The organism is Parasutterella muris, assembly GCF_009767915.1.
In the GTDB taxonomy this organism is placed as follows: Bacteria; Pseudomonadota; Gammaproteobacteria; order Burkholderiales; family Burkholderiaceae_F; genus Parasutterella; species Parasutterella muris.
On sequence record NZ_WSRP01000023.1, the window covers coordinates 15,711 to 35,619 of the forward strand.

16 protein-coding genes are annotated in these 19,909 nt (G+C 53.9%); 13 read left to right on the forward strand and 3 right to left on the reverse strand.

Annotated elements, in window-relative coordinates; translation table 11 throughout:
* Window positions 1–197: 197 nt before the first annotated feature.
* From E5987_RS08045 to E5987_RS08065, 5 genes are read left to right on the forward strand one after another with little or no spacing between them, the layout of a single operon-like run.
* Window positions 198–1,271, forward strand: coding sequence for a porin (locus tag E5987_RS08045; protein WP_202074588.1), 1,074 nt, complete (start codon window positions 198–200; stop codon window positions 1,269–1,271).
* 38 nt (window positions 1,272–1,309) lie between these two features.
* On the forward strand, window positions 1,310–4,012 hold the full coding sequence (locus E5987_RS08050; RefSeq protein ID WP_160335584.1) for a molybdopterin-containing oxidoreductase family protein: 2,703 nt from the start codon (window positions 1,310–1,312) through the stop codon (window positions 4,010–4,012).
* Between the two features lie 2 nt (window positions 4,013–4,014).
* The gene (locus E5987_RS08055; RefSeq protein ID WP_160335585.1) at window positions 4,015–4,611 is read left to right on the forward strand and encodes a 4Fe-4S dicluster domain-containing protein; all 597 of its coding nucleotides are present in this window, start codon (window positions 4,015–4,017) and stop codon (window positions 4,609–4,611) included.
* Between the two features lie 12 nt (window positions 4,612–4,623).
* Window positions 4,624–5,406, forward strand: coding sequence for a hypothetical protein (locus tag E5987_RS08060; RefSeq protein ID WP_160335586.1), 783 nt, complete (start codon window positions 4,624–4,626; stop codon window positions 5,404–5,406).
* A gap of 18 nt (window positions 5,407–5,424) precedes the next feature.
* Entirely contained in the window at window positions 5,425–6,066 is a 642-nt protein-coding gene (locus E5987_RS08065) for a TorD/DmsD family molecular chaperone (RefSeq protein ID WP_160335587.1), read from the forward strand.
* Between the two features lie 62 nt (window positions 6,067–6,128).
* Here the strand turns inward: E5987_RS08065 and E5987_RS08070 are convergent, their stop codons facing one another.
* The gene (locus E5987_RS08070) at window positions 6,129–8,456 is read right to left on the reverse strand and encodes a penicillin-binding protein 1A (RefSeq protein WP_370528059.1); all 2,328 of its coding nucleotides are present in this window, start codon (window positions 8,454–8,456) and stop codon (window positions 6,129–6,131) included.
* A 261-nt stretch (window positions 8,457–8,717) separates the two neighbouring features.
* On the opposite strand from E5987_RS08070, the gene E5987_RS08075 reads away from it, so the two are divergent.
* From E5987_RS08075 to E5987_RS08090, 4 genes are all read left to right on the forward strand, one after another.
* A complete protein-coding gene (locus E5987_RS08075; protein WP_160335589.1) occupies window positions 8,718–9,143 on the forward strand; it encodes a DMT family transporter in 426 nt (141 codons plus the stop codon).
* Between the two features lie 78 nt (window positions 9,144–9,221).
* A complete protein-coding gene (locus E5987_RS08080; RefSeq protein ID WP_160335590.1) occupies window positions 9,222–9,758 on the forward strand; it encodes a shikimate kinase in 537 nt (178 codons plus the stop codon).
* Window positions 9,755–10,837 (forward strand): 3-dehydroquinate synthase, encoded by a 1,083-nt coding sequence (aroB, locus tag E5987_RS08085; RefSeq protein WP_160335591.1) that lies wholly within the window; start codon window positions 9,755–9,757, stop codon window positions 10,835–10,837. Before E5987_RS08080 ends, aroB begins: the two co-directional genes overlap by 4 nt.
* Window positions 10,834–11,979: a deoxyguanosinetriphosphate triphosphohydrolase gene (locus E5987_RS08090; RefSeq protein WP_160335592.1), complete on the forward strand. Its 1,146-nt coding sequence runs from the start codon at window positions 10,834–10,836 to the stop codon at window positions 11,977–11,979. Before aroB ends, E5987_RS08090 begins: the two co-directional genes overlap by 4 nt.
* Window positions 11,980–12,029: 50 nt before the next feature.
* Here E5987_RS08090 and E5987_RS13070 read toward each other — a convergent pair whose 3' ends face one another.
* Together E5987_RS13070 and nrfD are read right to left on the reverse strand one after the other, a co-directional pair.
* Entirely contained in the window at window positions 12,030–12,185 is a 156-nt protein-coding gene (locus tag E5987_RS13070; RefSeq protein ID WP_237178771.1) for a hypothetical protein, read from the reverse strand.
* A 15-nt stretch (window positions 12,186–12,200) separates the two neighbouring features.
* On the reverse strand, window positions 12,201–12,410 hold the full coding sequence (nrfD, locus tag E5987_RS13075) for an NrfD/PsrC family molybdoenzyme membrane anchor subunit (protein ID WP_237178772.1): 210 nt from the start codon (window positions 12,408–12,410) through the stop codon (window positions 12,201–12,203).
* Between nrfD and E5987_RS08100 the strand changes: the two genes are divergently transcribed.
* The 4 genes from E5987_RS08100 to E5987_RS08115 all read left to right on the forward strand — a co-directional run bounded on the left by E5987_RS08100 (window position 12,349) and on the right by E5987_RS08115 (window position 19,903).
* Window positions 12,349–12,813 carry a molybdopterin-binding domain-containing protein gene (locus E5987_RS08100; RefSeq protein ID WP_160335593.1) on the forward strand — a complete coding sequence of 155 codons (465 nt, stop codon included), beginning with the start codon at window positions 12,349–12,351 and terminating at the stop codon, window positions 12,811–12,813. The genes nrfD and E5987_RS08100 overlap by 62 nt on opposite strands.
* Window positions 12,814–12,885: 72 nt before the next feature.
* Complete coding sequence (locus E5987_RS08105) at window positions 12,886–13,599, forward strand: transposase (RefSeq protein ID WP_160335594.1); 714 nt, start codon at window positions 12,886–12,888, stop codon at window positions 13,597–13,599.
* Between the two features lie 131 nt (window positions 13,600–13,730).
* Window positions 13,731–18,422, forward strand: a complete 4,692-nt coding sequence (locus E5987_RS08110; RefSeq protein ID WP_160335595.1) for a glutamate synthase-related protein — start codon at window positions 13,731–13,733, stop codon at window positions 18,420–18,422.
* The gene (locus E5987_RS08115; protein WP_160335596.1) at window positions 18,422–19,903 is read left to right on the forward strand and encodes a glutamate synthase subunit beta; all 1,482 of its coding nucleotides are present in this window, start codon (window positions 18,422–18,424) and stop codon (window positions 19,901–19,903) included. Before E5987_RS08110 ends, E5987_RS08115 begins: the two co-directional genes overlap by 1 nt.
* Window positions 19,904–19,909 lie beyond the last annotated feature (6 nt).

The following is a 19,909-nucleotide window of genomic DNA, read 5'->3' on the forward strand; positions in this document are numbered from 1 at the left end:
CGACTCGCCATTTCTCATGAGAAGGCCGCTCTCGGATTCTGATTAAACGAGGGAGCGTCGCCGCTGAAATCAGCGCAGGGTTAACGCGGCTGAAATCAGCTTTTTTACACACAACGCAGAGAGCTACGCGCACGCGACTGCTCCCGATATCCATTGTACGTTGCGCGGGCCTCAATATCTCATGGAGAACTCTCATCATGAAAAAACTTTTAGCTTTGCCGATTCTTTTCGCGGCAGGCACAGTTAGCGCCGCTTCCAGCGTAACGCTTTACGGAATTATTGAAGAAGGCGCCATGGTTATGAAGCCTAAGCACGCTGATACAACCGTGCAGCTTAAAGACGCGTTTGACCTCGGTTCCCGCTGGGGCATTAAAGGCGTAGAAGAATTAGGCTCCGGCACCAGCGTTGGTTTTAACCTGGAAGCGGGGTTCCATCCCGAAGACGGCTCTATTGCCAACAATACGTACGGAGCAAATGCCTTCGGACGAGAATCCGTGCTTTGGATTCAGAATGAAAAGCTCGGACGTTTAGCGATGGGTCGTGCAGCAGCGCTGGGTTCCGGCCTTGGCAGCTATGACATGCAGACCGGTTATGCTTTCATGAACGGCTACGGCCTGATCGGCTGGGACAACTGCATGAATAACTTCCTGCGCGTGAACAACGCCGTCATCTATATGTCTCCGAACATAGCCGGATGGACACTCGGTCTGATGTACAGCAACGGTATCTCAGGCGATACCAACAGATGGTCTCATGATCGTCATTACTGGGGCGCAGGCCTCAAGTATCAGGCGGGCGCGATCAAGTCTTCTCTTATCTTGGAAGCGGAAAACAAAGCGACCTATGCGACGGTGAACGGCGTGCAGGTAAAAGAAGCGCCGATCACAGCTAAATACACAGTGAACTACGGCCTTGAATACAACACCGGCAGCTGGACGCCGATGTTCACTTATCGCTATGTCACACAGGATGAAGGCGTTAAAGCGCATAAATTCGGTTTAAGCGCCCTGATCCCGTATGCGGGCGGAAGATTTAAAGTTGCCGCAGCCTACATGTTCGGCAAGGACGAAAGCATCAAGGCGGGTGAAGACAAGATCAACCATTGGCAGGTCGGCGCAGCGTACGAATATCCGCTCTCCAAGAGAACCGTTATTAAACCCTTTATCGGCTATGCGGGAAGCGGCAAAGGCTGGAAGAACCTCGGATATGCCAACGACGGCAATATCTACAACGCCTGGCAGGCCTACATCGGCATGCACCATTTCTTCTAAACGATCAACACTGATTTTCACCTCTTAGGGAGAATCTCATGGATTTATCTAAATTAACTCGACGAAGCTTCACCAAGAGCTTAGCGGCTGCGGTCGGATCGATTCCTGTTGCCAAACTTGGCGGCGGACTCGTCCGCGACGCTAAAGCTCAGGCACCGCAGGCAGCCGATAAAGATGAAGTCAAGATTGTAAAGACAAGCTGCCGGGCCTGTATTCACAACTGCGGCGTGCTTGCGCATGTTCGCAACGGACGCGTTGTCAAACTTGAAGGCAACCCTGAATATCCGATGACCAAAGGCGCAATGTGCCTGAAGGGTCTTTCCGGAATTAACGCGCTGTACCATCCCAATCGCAACAAGTATCCGATGATTCGTGTCGGCAGCAAGGACGAGAATAAGTGGAAACGCATTTCCTGGGAAGAAGCGATTGACACGATCGCCCGCAAGCTGATGGATACACGCGCCAAGTACGGCGCCGAAGCGGTCTTCTGTTCGACCGGAGGCGGCGGCAACCCTGCGTTCCGCAGTATTTCGCGCTTCTGCAATATCTTCGGCACACCGAACTGGTACGAGCCGGGATGTGCGCAGTGCTATCTTCCGAGAACTCTGGCTTACGGCATTATGTACGGCGGTCCCTCAACGTCAATTGCCGACGAAAGCGCTTTGGAAATCTATGTGCCCAACACGCCGATGAAGTCCTTTGTCTGCTGGGGTACCGATCCGTCTTACAGCTGCCCGGCCGGCGGCGGCCGAGCCCTTGCCGACTTGCGCGCCCGGGGCGCCCGCTCTGTCGTGATTGATCCTCGTCTGACACCGGATGCCGCACGAGCGGATGTTTGGCTGCCGATTCGTCCGGGTACAGACGTAGCGCTGATGCTTGCCTGGATCAAATACATTATTGACAACGACATGTACGACAAGGATTTCGTCATGAAGTGGACGAATCTGCCGTATCTAGTGGATGTCAAGACGAAGATGTTTGTTCGCCCCAATGAATTATTTGACGGCGCTAACCCGAAAGAATACGTGGTCTGGGACGCAAAGACCAATGCACCTAAGACAATGAAGTATCCGTGGGATGACGCGCTGGATCCGAAGCTTGAAGGTGCGTTTAAGCATAACGGCCGCACCTTTAAGACGGGCTTTACGATGCTTCGCGAACAGTGCGAACCGTACACAATTGAGAAAGCCGCAGAAATCTGCTGGCTGGATCCGAAGAAGATCGTTGAAGGCATTAAGATTTTCGCGGACGGTCCTTCAGGCCTTTCTCTCGGCGTTGCGACAGACCAATTCCCGAATTCTGTTGAAGCGGCGATGGGCAGCGTGATTCTGAACAGCATCATGGGCTACGTTGAAAAACCGGGCACGATGATGCAGCGCTTCCCGAATGGCGGTACGGCGCCGGCGGGTTCTCTTGCCCCGCGCGCTCAGAAGTGTCTGCCTCCGAGCCAGCTCGCAAAACGCTTAGGTGGTCGTGAGTTCAAGGGTCTGCTTCAGTGGGATGCGGCTTCGCCTCAGTCTATTCTGAATGCGATTCTGACGGAAAAGCCTTATCCGCTGAAAGTTTGGATTGAACGCTCGGGCAACAAGTTCGGTGTGCTTGGCAACGCTTCTTCGTGGGAGCCTGCAATCAAGAAGCTCGACTTTGTGGTGCATATGTACATGTATCCCACATCGTTTACGACTTATGCCGATATGATTCTGCCGACGACCGAGTGGCTTGAGACCAACATGCTGATCGACTGCTGTAATTACGTCTTTGCCCGTCAGGCGGTCACTCATACCTATGAGACACAGGACGAGACGCTGATTTGGTCGTGGATTCTGCGCCGCTGCGGCGAGCTTGGCCACGAAATGTGCCAAAAAGCGATGGATCCGGAATTCATGGGCGACGATCTGCCGCTTTGGAAGACGATGGAAGAGCTGCTTGACGCCAAACTCAAGCGCCACAATGTCACCTGGGAAGAAGTCAAGAACGGTCATAATCCGATCAAGTTTATGCCGGATGACAAATGGGCCGGTTATTACGTCTACAAAAAGACTGATTCGAAGACCGGTCTGCCGAGAGGCTTCAGCACACCCTCCAAGAAGCTCGAACTTTACGGAGAGGTATTTATCAATCTCGGAAGAACCGGAGCTCCGTATGCTAAGCAGCCGCTCGCGCCCGCAGATAAGGATTACTCGCCTCTGCCGTTCTATATGGAACCGGTAGAAAATCCGAAAGCTGAGATCGCCAAGAAGTATCCGCTTGTGATGACTAACGGTCGTCTTCCGATCTACCACCACGGCACGCTCAGAAACAATCCGTATTCCCGCGAGGTTTATCCGCTTCCGGAAATCTGGGTCAACCCGAAAGACGCCGAGAAGTACGGTGTTTCTCACGGTGACTGGACCTGGGTGGAAAACGATCGGGGCAAGATTCGCGCAATCTGCCGCGTCACGGAAGGTATTCCTCAGGGCATTGTCTATCAGGAGCGCTTCTGGAATCCGGAAACGCTGAATACTCCGACCCGCGGCTGGAAGGAAATGAACGTTAACGTTCTGACAAAGAATACGCCTCCATACAACGATGTTGTCGGAACTTACACGCTGCGCGGCTTCCAGGTCGCTATTTCCAAAGCTGACAAGGGACCGGAAGGTGTGCTGAGAAAACCGGAAGACTTCAGTATTTGGATGCCGGACGCGACCGTCACGGAAAGCGCTGAACCAGTCTATCCCACCTATAAGAACGAGGGCAAATAATCATGACACAGAAGACACTCGTTATCGATTTAGACCGCTGTATCGGCTGTCACGCCTGCGAAGCGGCCTGCAAGCTCGAGAATAATGTGCCGATGGGCGTGTATTACAACAAAGTGCTGACCATCGGTCCTGTCGGGAAGTATCCCGACATGAAGCAGTATTTCCTTCCGACCGTCTGCCAGAACTGCAGAGACGCGCCCTGCGTGAAGGTCTGTCCGACCGGCGCCTCCTATAAGACAGAGGACGGTCAGGTTCTGGTCAACAAAGAGAAGTGTATCGGCTGCAAGATGTGCATTGCGGCATGCCCTTACGGCGCGAGATCGTTCAATCCGGAGAATAAAGTTGTCGAGAAATGCACGCTCTGCCGTCATCTACAGGAGGTTAATGAAGAGCCTGCCTGTGTGAAGGCGTGCTGTGCCGGCGCTCGCTTCTTTGGTGATATTGATGATCCTGAGAGCAAGGCAGCCAAGGCTGTTGCCGCGGCCGGCGAAGAAAACGTTCATTCGATGCCGGATGCGGGCAACCACCCGAGCGTTCGCTACATTCTTCACGCGAAGAACGGGGAGTGGCTTGCTCGTCAGCCGAAGATGATCGAGTAAGGAGGAACTCAGATGGGTACAGAAGCAACGATAGTTTTATTTACCGCCTTCGCCTGTCTGAGCGCCGAGCTGTTCTGTGCGCTCGCAGCGGCTGAGTTTGGGGATCAGCCGCACGGGCGCCGGTTTGCAATGGCTGCTGCCGGAGCTGTTTCTCTTGCAGCAGCGGCCGTTTCCGGTCTGATTAACCTCGGGCGCCCGGAAATGTTCTTTGCGGCGCTCGGCCACCCGGGTACGGGAATTTTTTGGGAACTGACAGGCGCGCTTATTGCTCTCTTTGGCGTAATCGGCTATGCGGCTGCTCAATATCGACAGCTGGAAGGTTCGGCATTGAAGATTTTTGCGTGTCTGGCGGCTGCGGGGTCGGTTTTAATCCTGTTTGGCGTCGGACGAAATTTTTGGATGCCTTGGCGCCCCGCGCTCGACTGCTTTTTAATCCCTGTGATTTTTGTACTTTGGGCTGTGCCCGGCGCTTCTCTTTTGGGCTTTGAGAAAAAGCCGCGGGCTGCCGCTGTGTCTGCGCTGGCTTTGGCAATCGTTATCGCCACTTATCTTATCCGGCTGCAGTGCATGTCGGATCTCTCGTACGCGGTGGATGCGGTGCTGTTGGGAAGTGCCTCGTTTTACTTCTGGAGCAGCGTAGTTTTAGGTGCAGTCATTCCATTTGCCGCCTCCATCCTTCCGCAGAATCTTTTTAAAGGATGGGTTTGCGCGGTCCTTTCCGCTGTCGGGTGTGCCGCTTTCCAATGGGTGATTTATTTCCTTGGGACACCTGCTTGGCAGTTCTTTGAACAATAAAAATCAGGAGAAGAATCCATGGAGAAAACAGAATTAGCTGAAATGATGCAGGCGCGGTCAAACATTTACCGTCTGCTTGATCGTTTGTTCAGACGAGAAATTGACGAAACCTTCCTTGAGGTGCTGCGAAGCATTGCGGCAGAGGATGCGCACTTGCCAGACACAGCCGCAGCCCGGGCTTCTCTCAGGAAAGCGCTCAGCAGCGACTCTCAGGATATCCTGACGGACTTTGCGGTTGATTTTGCCCGCATCTTTTTAGGGGCGGGTATCGCTCAAGGCACGGTCGCGTATCCCTATGAATCCGTCTACACCAGCCGAGATCAGTTAGTGATGCAGGATGCTTATGAAAAAGTTCTGAAGATTTATCGCCGCCACGGAATTACAAAGACGGAAGCCGATTTGTATGAAGATCATATTTCACTGGAGTTGGAATTTATGGCCTTCCTTTGCGATGAGGCCGTGGCTTTTCTGGAGAAGGATGGTCAGGCGTCTTTTGAGGAGAATCTCAAGGAGCAGAGAAATTTCTTTAAGGAGCACCTTGCCAATTGGGTATTTAATTTCACAGCAACGATCCGTGAGGTTGCAGGCGATTCGATATACAGTTCGGCTGCCGACATTCTGGACGGATTCATTGAAGAAGAAAAACAGCTTCTATCTTAATTTCTAAGTAGAGTAAACAAAAAAATCGGGCCCCTCGGGGCCCGGTTTTTTTGCAGAGCCGATTAGAAAATCTGTCCGCGAACGTTCGTGTTCTGGATGATGTTTCCGATCGGATCATCAGCAGACGAATTGTCGTCAACGCCAAGACTCGGGATCGCGTCCTTACGGTTTGTGTAGTACAGGTTGCCGTTGGACTCGGTGACGCCGGCCGGCGCCTTGCGTACGACGTTAGGCTCGTTTTTGATCGCGTCCTTCATATAGTCGATCCACACGGGGAGCGCCAAACCGGCGCCCTGAGCCCTGCGGCCGAGCGTTCTCGGCTGGTCAAAACCCATCCAGACCGCCGCGCACTGATCGCCGCCGTAGCCGACAAACCAAACGTCAAACGAGTCGTTGCTGGTGCCGGTCTTGCCCGCGAGGTCGGTGCGTTTGAGCATCGCGGTCGCTCTTGCGGCAGTGCCGCCCGTGGCGACGCCGTGCAGCATGGAATGCATGATGTAGGCGTTGCGGGGATCGAGTGCTTCAACGCCGGCGACCTTTTCGGCTTCCGCGGTGGACTGCATCAGAACTTTGCCGGACTGATCCGTGACCTTGGAAATCAAATACGGTTCCGTACGGCGTCCGAGGTTGGCGAAAACAGAGAAGCCCTCCACCATCTGCCACGGAGTGACAGAGCCCGCGCCAAGCGCAAGGGAAAGGTGCGGAGGATGCTTGTCCGCGTCAAAGCCGAATCTCTGGATAAAGTCGACCGCATAGCGAGGCGTAATGGCCTGAAGAATGCGGATGGAAACCAAGTTCAGGGATTTTTTGAGCGCGTCCTTCATCATGATCGGGCCGTGGAACGTACGCGAGTAGTTCTTCGGATCCCACTTCTTAAAGCCGGTTTCCGCCGGATCAAGAACGATCGGCGCGTCGTTGATGATGGTCTGCGGGGAGAAGCCCTTTTCAATCGCGGCCGAGTAGATAAACGGCTTAAAGGAGGAGCCGGGCTGACGCCAGGCCTGTGTAACATGGTTGAACTTGTTCAGCGCGAAGTCATAGCCGCCGACGAGCGCCTGAATGGCGCCGGTATCGTATTTCGTCGCGACGAAAGCGGCTTCAGCCTGAGGAATCTGCGTGATTTCCCATGAGCCGTCTTTGTTTGCGGCAATGCGCAGGACCGAACCCGGAACGATCTTCAGATCTTCCTTAGCTTTGGGCTGGAGCGCCTTCTTAACAAAGTCGAGTCCCTTTCCTGTGATGGAGACGACTTTGCCGTGCGCCATCTGCACTTTAACTTCCGTCGGAGAAACGGAGAGCGCGACCACAGCCGGCATGTCGGTTGCGATTAAAGCTTCCTGTAGGGCGTTCTTGATGTTTTGCTCGCGTGTCTGAGGATTGGAGATGTCAACCTTAGCTTCGGGGCCGCGGTAGCCCTGAGAGCGGTCGTACTGCTGCAGGTGCGAGCGAAGCGCGCGGTAGGCATAGCCCTGATCTTCAGAATTGATTGTCGTATAAACGTTCAGACCTCTGGTGTAGGTTTCCTGCTGGAAGATGTCGAACATGAGCGTTCTGACGAGTTCGGCCACGTATTCCGCGTGCAGCGAAGCGTTCATGCGGGTCGGCGTGCCGACCTTTTCCGCGGCGACCGTCAGTCGGGTCTTGATCGGCTCATTGACCTCATGCTCATACTCTTCGTTCGTGATATAGCCGAGATCTCTCATGCGGCCGAGCACGTAGTCGCGGCGAATCTTCGCGCGCTTCGGGCTGGCAAAGGGGTTGTAGACGGAGGGCGCAGCCGGAAGTCCTGCGAGCGTGGCGGCTTCGCCGACCGTGAGCTGCTGAATATTTTTACCGTAATAAGTTCTGCCCGCGGCGGCAAAACCGTAAGCTCGGTTGCCTAAGAAAATCTGATTCATGTAGATCTGAAGAATCTCATCCTTGCTGAGATTGGCTTCGATCTTGAAGGCCATGGCGACTTCATAAAGCTTGCGGATGTAGCTTCGTTCGCTCGAGAGGAAGAAGTTTCGCGCCACCTGCATCGTGATGGTGGAAGCGCCTTGACTTTTCTTGCCGGAGGCAAGATTAGCCAGCGCAGCTCGTACAAAGCCTTTGGGCTCAATGCCGCTGTGCTTGTAAAAACCGTCGTCCTCGGCGGAGATAACCGCCTGCTTAACCCGATCGGGAATTTCGTCAATCGTGACGAAGTCTCGTCTTTCTTCGCCGAATTCGGCAATGAGTTTGCCGTCAGCCGTCCACACACGCATCGGAACTTTCGGTTTGTAGTCAACGACGGTGTCAATCGGAGGCAGCTGCGAATAAACCAGCGCAAATACAAACAGCGCTAAAAATCCGCCGCACAAAAAGAGTGCGATGCACGTCGCGATGACTCCTTTAAACAGGGAGCCGATAAAGCTTCCTGAGGATTTTTTTACCGGCGCTTTGCGTGCCGGACGTTTCGTGCTCTTAGCTGCAGGCTTTTCAGAGGTTGCCACGTTTCTCTCTCAAAATACATACGGGATGGGAACATTAGATTTTACATTTCTGAGTGCGCGATTTCCTTCTTAACTCGGCCTCGTCTTAGAGAATGTCACAAATATGGGCAGAAAACAGTCCTTTTATAAACCGATTTAGTGCATTGGGTTGGATATCATAAAAAGACGGAGGAAAATATGTGGGCGCTTATTTGGCCGATTGCCTTAATCACATTAGGAAACTGTCTTTATAATGTTTGCGCGAAATCGACGCCTCTTCAGGCGGACGCGTACCTTTCCATGTCAGTGAGCTATCTCACGGGGGCGCTCGTTTCTTTCTTCATTTTCTTTTTCTTTCAGCCAAAAGAGGCTTTTTCCTTGGAGCTTTCCAAACTGAATTGGACGGCGCCGGCGCTCGGTTTTTCCATCGTTGCGCTCGAGGTCGGCTATATCTTCGCATACCGAGCGGGCTGGAAAATCAACACGGCTTCACTGGTGACGAATATCGCCTTGGCGATCATTCTGCTTTTCATCGGTCTGATTTTCTATCACGAACCGGTGACTCCGACCAAGCTTGTCGGCGTGGTCATCTGCTGTATCGGACTCTTCTTTCTGGTCAAATAAACTTTTTTCTCCTTCTTTGAAGTCCTTTCATTACAGATGATTAGTTAAAATCAATGAGTTGTAATTGGAAGGATATCCATGTTGAATAAAGAGGCCAATCCGATTTTTCTAGTCGGCATGATGGGCGCCGGAAAATCCACCGTCGGCAGGTGCCTTGCCGAGCGTCTGGGAATGGATTTCGTTGATTTGGACGAAGAGCTCGAACGCCGCTGCGGCGTATCGATTCCGTTTATCTTCCGCGAGGAAGGAGAGGAAGGTTTTCGCCGCCGTGAAAGCGCCCTGATCGAGGAATTTACCCGAGCCAAAGGACTGGTTGTCGCGACCGGCGGCGGAGCGGTCACACAGGAGAAAAATCGGACTCTGCTGAAAAACGCACCGATTTTCACCGTTCATCTCAAGGTCAGCGCCGAGCAGTGCTATCGAAGAACTAAGAATTCAGATCGTCCGCTGCTTCAGTGCGAGAACCCGCTTGAAAAAATAACGCTTCTGCTTGAATCAAGAAACCCGCTCTACGGCGAGGTTGCTTCGCTTACCGTCGATACCGACGGGAAAGCTTCTAAACGTGTGGCAGAAGAACTTAACCAAACGCTCATCAATCTGCAGGTAATCAAATGATCAAAGTTGCTGTAAAAGCTAAATCCCATAGCTACGATATTTTTCTCGGAGAAGGATGCGTCGGTTTGCTTGCAGAAGAGCTGAAGCGGCTTAATCCTTCCTCGGTTCTGATTGTGACGAACGCGACGGTCGGACCGCTTTATCTCCAAGAGGTGAGCAGAATCTGCGCCGAAGCGGCTTCAGTCAGCAGCGTGATTCTGCCCGACGGAGAAAAGTACAAAGACTGGCAGAGCGTCTCTTTGATTTTGGAAAAGCTTGCGGCAAGCGGCGCGGACCGCAAGTCTGTCGTGATCGCGCTTGGCGGCGGCGTGGTTGGCGATTTGGCCGGTTTTGCGGCCGCGATTTACATGCGCGGCATCCGTTTTATTCAGGTTCCGACGACGCTGCTCGCACTTGTGGATTCTTCGGTCGGTGGCAAGACCGGAATGAACATGCGCGCAGGTAAGAATCTGGTCGGCGCGTTTCATCAGCCCGAAGCGGTCATCGCCGATACCGCCTTTTTAAAAACGCTGCCGAAGCGGGAGGTCGCCGCTGGTATCGGAGAAATTATCAAGCACGGCGTTCTTGCCGATAAAGCGTATTTTGAGCGTCTTGAGCGGGATATCGAGAAGCTCTCTGCGCTGGATCATCAGACGGTAGCGGAAGTTGTGGCGCGCTCATGCGAAATTAAAGCCGATGTGGTTTCACGAGACGAAACTGAAAAAGGCGAAAGAGCCAAACTGAATTTAGGCCACACGTTTGGTCATGCGATTGAAAAGCTCTGCGGTTTCGGAACATGGCTGCACGGCGAAGCCGTCGGAGCGGGACTTGTTCTTGCCGCGCAGACCTCAGTGGCGCTCGGAAAAATGAGCGAAGCGGATGCATTAAGAGTTGAAAAGTTAGTTCAGTGCGCGCATCTGCCTGTGAGAATACCCGGTTTATCCGCTCAGGCCGCTATTGATGCGATGAAGGGTGATAAAAAGAGCACGAAGGGCGTTCCTAAATTTATTCTTCCTGAGGGCATCGGGAGCGCTGTAATTCAGGAAGTCCCGGAAGAGGTTATCCGGGAAGTGCTTCTGAAAGAAGGATATGAACCATGATTACTGAAGGCTTTGAGCTTGCCGATTATGCATGTCGGTCCGCCCAGTCGCGCGGACGAGCGATTAAGGAGCAGAACAGTACCTCCCGCACCGAATTCCAGCGCGATCGCGACAGAATTATTCACAGCTCCGCGTTTCGTCGGCTCGAATATAAAACTCAGGTCTTTGTGAACCATGAAGGCGACTTGTTTCGCACGCGGCTGACGCATACGCTGGAAGTTGCTCAGATCGGAAGAACGACCGCCTCTCTTTTAAAGATCAATCCGGATTTAACTGAGGCGATGGCGCTTGCGCACGATCTCGGACATACGCCGTTCGGACACGCGGGTCAGACGGCCCTCAACCGCTGCATGCAGGACTGGGGCGGCTTTGAGCATAACCTTCAGTCGCTCAGAATTGTGGATCTGCTGGAAGAACAGTACCCGACATTTGACGGGCTGAATCTGACTTGGGAGACCCGTGAAGGTATTCTCAAGCATTGCAGCCGGGAGAACGCACTTCGGCTCGGCGCGCTCGGTGAGCGCTTCCTAAAGGGCGAGCAGCCTTCGCTTGAAGCGCAGCTGGTGAACATCGCGGACGCGATCGCGTACAGCACGCATGATATCGATGACGGTCTGCGTGTCGGCTACCTGGATGCGGCCGGTCTCGAATCTTCGGTTCCGCTTTATGAGCGCTTTGCCAAAGAGGTCAGAGCCGAGTACCCGAATATCGCCGAGAGGCGTGTACAGAAAGAAATCGTGCGCCGAATCATCGGCTGCATGGTCGATGATCTGGTGACGCAGAGTCAGAAAAATATCGATGAGGCCTCTCCCAAGAGCGTTGATGAAGTAAGAGCGCTCAGCGAACCGCTTGTTTCCTTCTCGGAGGATATGCTTCAGCAGGTTAGAGGACTCAAGAGTTATCTCATGGACAACCTCTATCGGCACTACAAGGTGCTTAGAGTGACCAACAAGTCGGCAAAGCTGATTAAAGACTTATTTGACGTGTTTTACGCGCATCCGGAGCTGCTTCCGCCCGCGTATCAGAAAAAGGTTAAAGAGCAGGGCGCGCCCCGCGTCATTGCCGACTATATCGCCGGTATGACGGACCGCTACGCTCAGCTTGAATACAGCCGAGTGCTTGATCCGACATTCGAAATGTAAGAAAAAGGCCGAGACCCAAACGGGATCGGCCTTTTAAGTCAGAGAGTCGACTAAACGATCGTGTTCATTTGTCCTGCGTAAAGAATGAACAGACGCAGACACATCATGCCCGCGATGGCGCAGAAGCCGGCAAAGTAGAAGGACATCTTCGACTCTTCCCCTTTTCCTGCGATGATCGACGCGACAAGCGGGATACCAAAGCCCACGAGGACCGCGCCGCCTCAGAACACGACAGCCCAGACGCCGTCCGTAAACGCGCTGAAAGCGAGTTTGGCGGATTCATTGCCGCTCAGAAGCGCGATGGCGATCATGAAGAGACAGAAAGTTTCTGCCGCCATGACGGGCCATTCGGCTTTATGCAGCGCATGCATGTCCGGATCGGACTCTTTCGCGCCGAAGCAGGCTGCGGCCAGAATCTTCGCGGCCGCCATACCGGCAGATGACGGAGCTGCGTTCAGTTCTTCTCTTCCGTTTGTCTGCGCAAGACTTGGAAAATCCTCACTTCAGGGGCTTCCCGGAAATCCGCTCGGGTTTACCGCGCTCTCTCAGCGTCTTGCGCTTCCCCTGGTGTGGCAGGCGTTTCGTACCGCCCCTTATCCCAGACGCTTTGTCTCCGTCATCATGGGGTTTGACGCCGAAGCAAAGGCCGGTGATATCTGCGTGCAGCTTGCGCCGCACGGCGCGGATATCGTTGCGCTGCCGATCCAAAAGGCGACAGGGCGCAGCTGCGTTTTTCGGGACATGCGGGATTTTATCCCGAATGCGGGAGGGCAGGCGCTGCCTGCGGGCGCACGCGTGCAGGCCGAGCTCTTCTTTAACAGTCTTTTGTTCTGAAAATTAGTGACAATATAGTTTTCTGAAAGCGTCGTGTTTTAAACTTCTTCGGACAAACGCCCAAAAATCCCTATGACACGATTAACCCGTTTATCTATCGCAGGACAAGCTCATTACGTTGTGCTTCGCAGCGTTAAAGACATATCGCTGATTCCGTCTGAGCAGGATATTGCCGCGCTTTTTCGGCTTTTTGGCTTTGCTTCTGAGCGCTGCTATGTGGACGTAAATGCCTACGCGCTCTTTACCGAACAGATTCATATGCTTCTGACGCCGCGTGAAAGCGGCGACGATCTCTCGCGATTCGTTCAGATGGTCAGCCGGCTCTACGGCAGATATTTCAATGACGCCTATTCGCGGGACGGAAAAATCTGGCAGAGCCGATTCGAATCCGCGGTACTTCAGGGCGAGGGACGCCTCCTCAAGGCCGTCGTATACATGGAGTGGCTGCCCTTTATTCTGGGTTTTGGAGAACCGCAGTTTTACCATTGGTCGAGTTACTCGCACCACAGCGGCTATCGCAGCGATATCTTCATGATGCCTGTCAGAGAATATTGGCAGCTGGGCAATACGCCTTTTGAACGGCAAAAAAAATATCGGGATATTTTTGAACAGGGACCGGATAAGGCATTTGGTGAGCAGCTGCTTGCGGCGGTGAAGCGAGGCTGGCCGGTCGCTGACAGCGACTTTCTGGATTACTGCGACATCTCCGCTGAAAGGCGCGCGCCCCTCAGAGGCAAGGGAAGACCTAAGAAGACACCATCTGCACATTTATCTGACACTAATTAAATTTTAGGTGAGAAATTTATTTTCTTAATTAGTGTCAGTTTAGAAAAAATATTCTATTTTGTTCGGTTATTTCGCTTTATAAATATCTTCAGTCACTTCATTTTTATAAATCAAATCCTACTGGAGATGTTATGAACGAGCTTTCTCGAGCAAGAGAAAAAGCTTCAGAACTCGGCCTTTATGATCCGGCATATGAACATGATGCCTGCGGCCTGGGTTTTGTGGCGAGCGTAAAAGGGCTGCCCAGCCACGAAATCGTGCAGCAGGGGCTGCAGATCCTGAAGAATTTGGATCATCGCGGCGCGGTTGGCGCCGATCCGCTCTGCGGCGACGGAGCGGGCATTATGGTGCAGGTTCCGGACGAATTCTTCCGCGCCGAAATGGCAAAACAAAATGTCAGTCTCCCGCCGCCCGGCGACTACGGCGTCGGCATGGTATTCCTGCCGCGAGAACATGCTTCAAGGCGAGCATGCGAACAGGAGCTGGAAAGAACCATTAAAGCCGAAGGCCAGATCCTTCTCGGCTGGCGCGATGTTCCCGTAGACAACAATATCAAAATGTCGGGAACCGTCAGAAAAACGGTTCCGGTGATTCGTCAGGTATTTATCGGACGAGGCCCTGACGTCATGGTTCCGAACGCGCTCGAGAGAAAGCTCTATGTGATCCGCAAATACGCGGGTCATAAGATTCAGGCTCTGAAACTCAAGCACGGCAAGGAATTTTACGTGCCGTCCATGTCCACCAAAACTCTGGTTTACAAAGGTCTGCTGTTAGCCGATCAGGTTGGTGCTTATTACAAGGATTTGTCGGACCCGCGCTTTGTCAGCGCGATCGCGCTCGTTCATCAGAGATTTTCAACCAATACGTTCCCGAGCTGGGAACTTGCGCATCCCTATCGCATGGTGGCGCATAACGGTGAAATTAATACGGTTAAAGGAAACTTTAATTGGCTCAGAGCCAGAGAACGCGCGGTGGAAACCGCGGTGCTCGGTGACGATGTCAGAAAACTTCTTCCGATTATTTACGAGGGTCAGAGCGACACTGCCTGCCTGGACAATATGCTCGAACTGCTGGTGATGAGCGGCTATCCGCTGGCCCAGGCCGTCATGCTGGTGATTCCGGAAGCGTGGGAGCAGGCTAAAGAGTCGATGGATCCGTCTCAGCGCGCCTTCTATGAGTATTACGCGGCAATGCTTGAACCTTGGGACGGTCCGGCTGCTATCGGGTTTACCGACGGTGTTCGAATCGGCGCGACGCTTGACAGAAACGGACTGCGTCCTGCCCGATATATTCTGACCAACGACGATATCGTGATTCTGGCTTCCGAGAGCGGCACGCTGCCGGTCCCGCAGAGCCGTATCAAAAAGAAATGGCGCCTGCAGCCCGGGAAAATGCTGCTGATTGATACAGAACAGGGCAGAATTATTCCGGACGAAGAAATCAAACGGACATTGGCGCTCGGCAATCCCTATAAGGAATGGACTAAGAGACTGAACGTGCATCTCTCGGACATCTCGGTTCCGCCGCTCACGCAGAGCGATAATCCGGTTCCGCTTTTAAGACGTCAGCAGGCCTTCGGTTATGGTGAGGACGACATCAAGTTTATTCTTCGTCCGATGGCTGAAAAAGCGACCGAGGCCGTGGGGTCTATGGGCAACGATACGCCTTTGGCGATGCTTTCTCATCGAGCTAAACCGTTCTATCAGTACTTCCGTCAGCTCTTTGCGCAGGTGACCAATCCGCCGATCGACCCCATTCGAGAGCAGCTCGTGATGTCGCTCGTCTCCTTTGTCGGCCCGCGCCCCAACCTGCTGGACATTAATAACGTCAACCCGCCGCTTCGTCTTGAGCTCTCGCAGCCGATCCTCGGATTCGAAGAGATGGCCAAGATGCGCAGTATCGAAAGGTACACGGATGAGAAATTCCGCTCTTACGAGATCGACATCACGTACCGCGCCGAATGGGGGGAAGAAGGCGTTGAGGCTCGTCTTGCCTCGCTGTGCGCCCGTGCGGTGGATGCGATCAAGGACGGCTACAACATTCTTATTCTGACCGACCGCAAAATGAGTAAAGAGCGTGTCGCGATTCCCGCGCCGCTTGCCATCAGCGCGATTCATCAGCATCTGATCGCCAACGGCCTGCGTACCAACGCGGGCATTATCGTAGAAACCGGAAGCGCTCTGCAGACGCACCATATGGCGGTTCTTGCAGCCTACGGCGCTGAGGCGATCCATCCGTATCTGGCGCTCGAAACCATCAAGGAACTCTATCGTGACGGACGTCATGAAGGGCTTGATGTGGAAACCGCGACCAGAAACTACATCACCGCGATCGGCAAGTCCTTCAAGAAGGTGATGAGTAAGATGGGCATCTCCACTTATATGAGTTACCGCGGTGCTCAGATTTTTGAAGCGCTCGGCCTGAAAAAGGAATTTGTGGACCGCTATTTCCAGGGTACCAGCTGCAAAGTCGGCGGATTGGACATCTTTGACGTCATGCGCGAAGCGATCGAGCAGCACCGTGCAGCCTTTGACGAAGAAAATCATCGGCAGAAGCTTCTGCCCACACTTGGCGAGTACCAGTGGAGAGCCAGAGGCGAAGAGCATATGTGGACGCCGGAGGCGATCTCCAAGCTGCAGCATGCGACGCGCGGAAATTCTTACCAGACTTATAAGGAATATGCGGAGATCATCAATGATCAGAGCGAGCGTCAGATGACGCTGCGCGGACTGATGGAGTTCGCGGTGGATCCGACAAAAGCGATTCCGCTTGAAGAAGTGGAGCCCGCAAAGGAAATCGTCAAGCGCTTTGCGACCGGTGCGATGTCACTCGGCTCGATTTCAGCTGAAGCGCACGCGGTTCTTGCTGTCGCAATGAACCGTATCGGCGGAAAGAGTAATACCGGCGAGGGCGGAGAAGATCCGAAACGCTATCGTGAAGAAATGCGTCTCGGTCACTCTCCGATCAAAGCGGGCGATACGCTCAAAGACATTCTCGGCAGCGACCGTATTGTCGCGGACGTCGCGCTTGAGGCGGGCGACTCTCTGCGCTCCAAGATTAAGCAGGTCGCCAGCGGACGCTTCGGTGTGACAGAAGAGTACCTCGCGAGTGCCGATCAGATCCAGATTAAGATGGCTCAGGGCGCTAAACCCGGTGAAGGCGGCCAGCTGCCGGGCCATAAAGTGAGTGAGTACATCGCTCAGCTGCGTTACTCGATCCCTGGCGTCGGTCTGATTTCGCCTCCGCCGCATCACGACATTTACTCCATTGAGGACTTGGCTCAGCTTATTCGCGACCTAAAGATGTCCAATGACAAAGCCGACATCAGCGTGAAGCTCGTGAGTGAACAGGGTGTAGGCACGGTGGCAGCCGGTGTTGCCAAGGCAAAAGCGGATCATATTGTGATCGCGGGCCACGACGGCGGTACAGGCGCCTCTCCGCTTTCTTCAATCAAGTTTGCGGGTACACCTTGGGAGCAGGGGCTTTCGGAAACGCAGCAGACTCTTGTGATCAACAGTCTCAGAGACCGAGTTCGCGTCCAGGTGGACGGTCAGATTAAGACCGGCCGAGATGTTGTGGTCGGCGCGCTCCTTGGCGCGGACGAGTTCGGCTTTGCCACGGCACCGCTCGTTGTCGAAGGCTGCCTCATGATGCGCAAGTGCCATCTGAACACCTGCCCGGTGGGCATTGCCACACAGGATCCGGAACTGCGCAAACGCTTTAAAGGCGAACCCAAGCATGTGGTCAACTACTTCTTCTTTGTTGCTGAAGAAGTTCGTGAAATCATGGCGAGCCTCGGATTCAGAAAATTTGAAGACATGGTGGGCCGTACCGATCTGCTCCGACAGAAGAAAATGCACCCGGCCAAGTGCGGCTATGTTGATCTTTCCCGTGTGCTTTATATGCCAGAGACAGAATCCGCTGAGCTTCGCCGCAACAGCACTGTGCAGAACCATGCGCTGGAAAAAGAGCTCGATTACCAGCTTCTCGATCTCTGCCGCAGCGCGATCGAAAAGGGAGAGCCGGTCAGTTTCCTTTCTCCGATTAAGAACATCCACCGTACGGTCGGTACCAAGATTTCTTCGGAAATCGTCCGCCGCTGGGGCGCTCAGGGACTCAAGGACGATACGCTGCATATTCAGCTGACCGGCACAGCCGGACAGTCCTTCGGCGCGTTCCTGGTGAACGGCGTCACTTTGGATCTGATTGGCGAGGCCAATGACTATGTGGGCAAAGGTCTTTCCGGCGGCCGCATCATTGTGCGCTGTCCGACGGATTTCAGAGGCCGAGGCGACGAAAACATCATTGCAGGCAATACCGTACTTTACGGCGCGACAAGCGGTGAGGCCTTCTTTAACGGCGTCACCGGCGAGCGTTTTGCGGTTCGTCTGTCCGGAGCGAGTGTTGTTGCCGAAGGCTGCGGAGACCACGGCTGCGAATACATGACCGGAGGTACTGCGGTGGTTCTCGGCTCTGTCGGCCGTAATTTCGGCGCCGGCATGTCAGGCGGTATCGCCTTCGTCTATGACGAGGACGGAACGTTTGCCGGACGATGCAACCGAGAAGGCGTTGAACTCGAATCAGTGCCTGAGGATAGAGAGCAGGCCGCGGCCGGTGACCATGCGTCATGGCATCTGGGACGCACCGACGAGAGTCTGCTCAAAGAGCTGGTGGAAAAACATTTCCGCTACACCGGAAGTCTGCGCGCAAGAGAACTGCTCGACGATTGGCCGCACGCTCTGAAGAAATTTGTGAAGGTCTTCCCGAAAGAATATAAGCAGGCGCTCCTTAAGGGACTGACACGCACCGCCGGAGAACAGTAATGGGAAAAATTACAGGATTTATGGAATTTGAACGTCTTGAGCAGGCGCATGAGCCGGTCAAGCAGCGCAAGACGCATTTTCGCGAATTTATTACGCCGCTGAATCCTCAGCAGGCGAAAAAACAGGCAGCCCGCTGCATGGACTGCGGAACACCCTTCTGCACATTCAGCTGTCCGCTGAATAATGTCGCGCCGGAATTTAACGATTTGATCTACAACGAGAAGTGGGAAGAGGCCTACCGCGTTTTAGCCGCTACCAACAACTTCCCGGAATTCACGTCCCGCGTCTGTCCCGCACTTTGCGAAAACGGCTGTGTGATGAATTACACCAATGTCGCGATGGGTGTGAAGTCGATTGAGCGCGCCATTATTACCAATGCGTGGAATCAGGGCTGGGTTAAACCGGAACCGGCAGCCGGCAGCCGCGAAAAGTCCGTCGCGGTGATCGGCAGCGGCCCTGCGGGGCTCGCCTGCGCTCAGCAGCTGGCACGAAAAGGATATGCCGTCACGGTGTTCGAAAAGAACAAACGCCCGGGCGGACTCCTGCGCTACGGCATTCCGGATTTCAAGCTGGATAAGAGCCTGATCGATCGTCGTATCGCGCAAATGGAAGCCGAAGGCGTGCGCTTTAACTGCGGAACCTCAATCGGCATCAAGGAGCACCCGGACGGTGTTTGGTCGGATGCAGAGCGCGTGATCGACCCGCAGGAGCTGCTACGCGACTTCTCCGCGGTGGTTCTTGCGATCGGTTCTGAAACGCCCCGCGATTTGAAGGTAGCCGGGCGCGAACTCAAGGGCGTTCACTTCGCGATGGAGTATCTGCCGTCTCAGAACAAAATTAATGCGGACGAGGCCGCGCACAAAGAGATTTCGGCTCAGGACAAAAAAGTGCTGATCATCGGCGGCGGCGATACTGGCAGCGACTGCTTAGGTACCGCGATTCGTCAGGGTGCTTCTAAAGTTCTGCAGATCGATCTGGGGCCGAAGCCTCCGGAAACTTACGATAAGTCTTCCGTCTGGCCCAATTGGCCTAATGTGTATCGTGTCTCCACTTCCCAGGAAGAAGGCGGAGAGCGTGCTTATGCGATCAGCACAACGGAATTTATCTCCAATAAGAAAGGCTCGGTAAAGGGCGTGAAAGCCGTACGCCTTGAGTGGACATCGGATCCGATCACCGGACGCCGCATGAAAAAAGAAATTCCGGGAAGCGAGTTCGAGATTGAGGCGGACTTGGTTCTTCTCGCGATGGGTTTTGTGCAGCCGAGCGAGCCGGTGCTGAAGGCGTTTGGCGTGCAGACCGATATTCGCGGCAACGCGAAAGCGGCTTATGAAGGAGTCGACGCGTTTAAGACAAATGTGCCGAAAGTCTTTGCCGCGGGCGACTGCCGCCGCGGACAGAGCCTGGTTGTCAGGGCTTTGGCAGAAGGCCGCCGCTGCGCCGAAGCTGTCGACAAATACTTGGAGGAGGAAGATAATCTCTAAGTTTTT

Excerpts from the sequence above, each read along its gene's own strand:
- E5987_RS08065 (WP_160335587.1), top strand. The coding sequence starts at position 5,425 with ATGGAGAAAACAGAATTAGCTGAAATGATGCAGGCGCGGTCAAACATT.
- E5987_RS08050 (WP_160335584.1), top strand. The coding sequence starts at position 1,310 with ATGGATTTATCTAAATTAACTCGACGAAGCTTCACCAAGAGCTTAGCG.
- E5987_RS08055 (WP_160335585.1), top strand. The coding sequence starts at position 4,015 with ATGACACAGAAGACACTCGTTATCGATTTAGACCGCTGTATCGGCTGT.
- aroB (WP_160335591.1), top strand. The coding sequence starts at position 9,755 with ATGATCAAAGTTGCTGTAAAAGCTAAATCCCATAGCTACGATATTTTT.
- E5987_RS08060 (WP_160335586.1), top strand. The coding sequence starts at position 4,624 with ATGGGTACAGAAGCAACGATAGTTTTATTTACCGCCTTCGCCTGTCTG.
- nrfD (WP_237178772.1), bottom strand. The coding sequence starts at position 12,410 with ATGGCGGCCGCGAAGATTCTGGCCGCAGCCTGCTTCGGCGCGAAAGAG.
- E5987_RS08075 (WP_160335589.1), top strand. The coding sequence starts at position 8,718 with ATGTGGGCGCTTATTTGGCCGATTGCCTTAATCACATTAGGAAACTGT.
- E5987_RS08110 (WP_160335595.1), top strand. The coding sequence starts at position 13,731 with ATGAACGAGCTTTCTCGAGCAAGAGAAAAAGCTTCAGAACTCGGCCTT.
- E5987_RS08115 (WP_160335596.1), top strand. The coding sequence starts at position 18,422 with ATGGGAAAAATTACAGGATTTATGGAATTTGAACGTCTTGAGCAGGCG.
- E5987_RS08105 (WP_160335594.1), top strand. The coding sequence starts at position 12,886 with ATGACACGATTAACCCGTTTATCTATCGCAGGACAAGCTCATTACGTT.
- E5987_RS08080 (WP_160335590.1), top strand. The coding sequence starts at position 9,222 with ATGTTGAATAAAGAGGCCAATCCGATTTTTCTAGTCGGCATGATGGGC.
- E5987_RS08100 (WP_160335593.1), top strand. The coding sequence starts at position 12,349 with ATGTCCGGATCGGACTCTTTCGCGCCGAAGCAGGCTGCGGCCAGAATC.
- E5987_RS08090 (WP_160335592.1), top strand. The coding sequence starts at position 10,834 with ATGATTACTGAAGGCTTTGAGCTTGCCGATTATGCATGTCGGTCCGCC.
- E5987_RS08045 (WP_202074588.1), top strand. The coding sequence starts at position 198 with ATGAAAAAACTTTTAGCTTTGCCGATTCTTTTCGCGGCAGGCACAGTT.